Here is a 3,803-nt window from a genome sequence, read left to right as displayed (position 1 = left end):
TGAACAGCTTAGGAGATGTTGCATTTGCAGTGACCTACAGCCGTCATCATATGCTGGCGAAAGGGAATAAGTCTGCACGACCACGTTTTCACGTATTTTTCCCGACAGCACTCTGCAACGATGCAAATTCCCATAAGGCGATAAAGCAGAAAATCCATAAGGAACTGCCGTTCTTTGACGGAAATGCACTGGATGCCTCACGTTTTCTCTTTGGCTGTCCGAGTGATGTGTTCTTGCACGAAGGTAGTTTATCCATTGAGGACTGGCTTACACTGATGAAGTCAAATCGTAACATTCCGCAGGGACAGCGTAACAGCACAATGTCTCGCATGGCTGGAAAGCTGGTCAAGCGTTTTGGTGTGACTGAGGAAAGTTATCAGAAGTTCCTGGAAAAAGCAGCCGAATGCGAACCGCCGCTGCCAGATGAAGAACTGGAAACCATCTGGCACAGTGCCTGCAAATTCGGCAAAAAAGTAACCTCGCAGGAAGGATATATTTCTCCCGAAGCATATGGCAAACAATCCCTGATTCCCGATGATTTTTCGGATGTTGGAGAGGCTCGCACATTTGTAGAAGGCTTTTCAGATGAGGTGGCGTTTACTATTGCGACCGATTATCTTCGCTACAACGGAACCTACTGGGAGGAGTCAGAGCACGCTGTCACCCTTGCTATGATCGAACATACAGACATACAGCTGGCAGAAGCCGAAAAGCAGGTGGAGGCATCCCTTCTGAAACTGGAAAGCCTCGGTGTTGCAAGAGATGCAGCAATCAATGGCGGCAAAAAGTTTCGGGATAGTCTGGACGAGGAACAGATCGCCGCATACAAGGAGTATCAGTACTATGCCACTTTCAAGGCATTCGTGATGAAATACCGCCATGTTCGCAGTATGACCAATGCACTGGATGCTGCAAAGCCGCTGGTTCTCCACAATCCAGAAGCCCTTGACAGCAATCCAATGCTCTTAAATACTCCAGGTGGAACTTACTATCTGCCCGAAGGATTGAATGGCTGGAAGCCTACAGATCCTGCTGACCTCTTAACGAAAGTGACGGCGGTTGTTCCAAGTGATGCTGGTAAGGATTTGTGGGGGGATGCCTTGCAGGTGTTCTTCTGCGGTGACCAGAGTTTGATTGATTATGTGCAGATGATTTGCGGACTTTGTATTGTGGGTAAGGTGTATTTGGAGGCGATGATTATTGCCTACGGTGACGGACGAAACGGCAAAAGCACGTTCTGGAATGTCATTTACAAGGTTCTGGGAAGTTACAGCGGAAACATTTCAGCAGATGCCCTGACTGTCAATTGCAAGAGAAACGTGAAGCCGGAGATGGCGGAACTGAAAGGAAAACGGATGATTATTGCGGCAGAATTGCAAGAAGGGATGCGGCTGAATACCAGTGTCGTCAAGCAGCTCTGTTCCACGGATCCGATCTTTGCCGAAAAGAAATTCAAAGCACCATTCCACTTTGAACCCTCTCACACTTTGGTGCTGTATACCAATCATCTTCCGAAGGTTGGTGCATCGGATGATGGCACATGGCGGAGATTGATTGTCATTCCATTTCACGCAAAAATTCAGGGTTCTAAGGACATCAAAAACTACACGCAGCACTTGGTCGATAACGCTGGCGGTGCAGTGCTTTCCTGGCTGATTGAAGGTGCAAGAAAGGTCATTGCTGCAAACTATCAGATCAACAGACCGCAGTGTGTTTTAGATGCAATCGGAGCCTATCGGGAAGGCAATGACTGGCTTGGAAATTTCATCAATGAATGCTGTGAGGGGGATAAAAGCTATCAGGAAAAGTCCGGAGAACTATATCGGCACTACCGTGAATACTGTCTTGAAAATGGTGAGTTTGTTCGCAGCACATCAGATTTCTATTCTGCTTTGGAACAGGCTGGGTACAAAAAGAAGAGAACAGCTTCTGCAAGATTGATACTTGGACTTCAAATAAAGTTTGATTTTCTTGATTAAGTAGGATTTTGACTGTCATTTGAATATTTAGAGCGTCATAAAAAAAGTAAAAATCAACGGAAAATAGGGCAAATGACACTTTAAGACACTCATATATAGTCTTTACGCAGGCGAGAAAAAAAGTAAAAAAAATCTCTATATATAAGGTTTGTAAATGACTGTCGTAGAGTGTCAAAGCCCCTAAAAATGGGAGAATCCATGCGAGAAAAAATAATTGAAGAAAAACTCACAAAGGCAGTAAAGCAAAATGGCGGTGTGTGCTGGAAATTCACGTCTCCCAGAACGGCAGGAGTTCCAGATCGTATCGTATTGATGCCCGGCGGCAGGATCGCTTTTGTGGAAGTGAAAGCACCCGGAGAGAAACCCAGACCGCTTCAACTTTCCCGGCATAAACTTCTGAGGCGATTGGGTTTTCTGGTTTATGTCTTGGATGCTTGTGAGGACATCGATAAAATCATAAAAGAGGTGATGAGTAATGAAGCTTCATGATTATCAAGAATATGCAGTTAAGTTCATAGAGAAACATAAGACAGCAGCCCTTTTCCTTGACATGGGCTTAGGTTGACAAAACCATAACAACACTGACCGCAATCCACAATTTGATGTTTGATCTGTTTACGGTCAGAAAAGTTTTGATTATTGCACCGTTGCGAGTTGCCCGTGATACATGGTCTGCTGAAATTGAAAAATGGGAGCACTTGAAACCGCTGCGATACAGCATAGCGGTCGGCACAGAGGAAGAACGCCTTGCTGCCCTGAACGCTCCTGCCGACCTCTACATCATCAACCGGGAGAATATCGACTGGCTTGTCAACAACACGAAGTTCGATTATGACATGGTGGTGATTGATGAATTGAGTTCGTTTAAGAACCATCAGAGCAAACGCTTCAAGGCACTGATGAAAGTTCGACCAAAAGTGAAAAGAATCGTCGGGCTGACTGGAACGCCTGCCAGCAACGGCTTAATGGATTTATGGGCAGAGTTTCGTCTTCTGGATATGGGGCAGCGGCTTGGCAGATTCATCGGGCAGTACCGGAATGCCTACTTCAAGCCGGACAAGCAGAACGGATATATCGTGTATTCCTACAAGCCCCTGCCCGATGCAGAAGAACGGATCTACGAAAAAATATCGGACATCACCGTTTCGATGAAAGCCCTCGACCATCTGCACATGCCGGAATTACTTTCCAACGAATATCCCGTGCAGCTGTCCGACACGGAGCAAGAAACTTACAAGCGGTTCAAGTCTGAACTGATTCTGGAGATGCAGGACGCCGAGATTACTGCTGCCAACGCTGCCGCTCTCAGCAACAAACTTTCCCAACTGGCAAATGGTGCAGTGTATGACGACACCGGAACAGTGATTCCTATTCACAGCCGAAAGCTGGATGCACTGGAAGACTTAATAGAAGCCGCCAACGGCAAGCCCGTTCTGGTGGCATACTGGTTCAAGCATGATTTGGAGCGGATTCAAGAGCGACTGCGAAAACTGAATGTTTCCTATCAGGAAATCCAATCCTCCGACAGTATCCGGAACTGGAATGCCAGAAGGCTGCAAGTTGGTCTGCTGCACCCAGCCGCTGCCGGGCATGGCTTGAATTTGCAGGCAGGCGGAAATGTGTTGGTGTGGTTTGGGCTGACATGGAGTCTGGAACTCTACCAGCAGACCAACGCCAGACTGTGGCGGCAGGGGCAGCAGTCCGAAACGGTTGTCATTCAACATCTCATCACCAAGGATACGATTGACGAACGCATCCTGAAAGCCCTGATCCAGAAAGAACAAACCCAGACCGCTTTGATGACTGCTGTGCGTGCTGAAATTG

General features: G+C 47.0%; 2 protein-coding genes and 1 pseudogene. All 3 read left to right on the top strand.

Annotated features, from left to right (window positions below; genetic code table 11):
- Positions 1 to 1,979: phage/plasmid primase, P4 family (locus DXB92_RS12920; RefSeq protein ID WP_117734193.1), on the top strand; the 1,979-nt coding region annotated here is incomplete at its 5' end.
- A 198-nt stretch (positions 1,980 to 2,177) separates the two neighbouring features.
- Positions 2,178 to 2,468 carry a VRR-NUC domain-containing protein gene (locus DXB92_RS12915; RefSeq protein ID WP_117734192.1) on the top strand — a complete coding sequence of 97 codons (291 nt, stop codon included), beginning with the start codon at positions 2,178 to 2,180 and terminating at the stop codon, positions 2,466 to 2,468.
- A pseudogene (locus DXB92_RS12910) lies at positions 2,455 to 3,803 on the top strand (DEAD/DEAH box helicase); the annotation flags it as partial. The gene DXB92_RS12915 and the pseudogene DXB92_RS12910, both read left to right, overlap by 14 nt.

The sequence above is a fragment of the Ruminococcus sp. OM06-36AC genome (assembly GCF_003438725.1).
Lineage (GTDB): Bacteria > Bacillota > Clostridia > Oscillospirales > Ruminococcaceae > Ruminococcus_C > Ruminococcus_C callidus.
The sequence above is the reverse complement of the archived record's forward strand: the minus strand, read 5'-3'. Positions and strand labels throughout refer to the sequence as shown.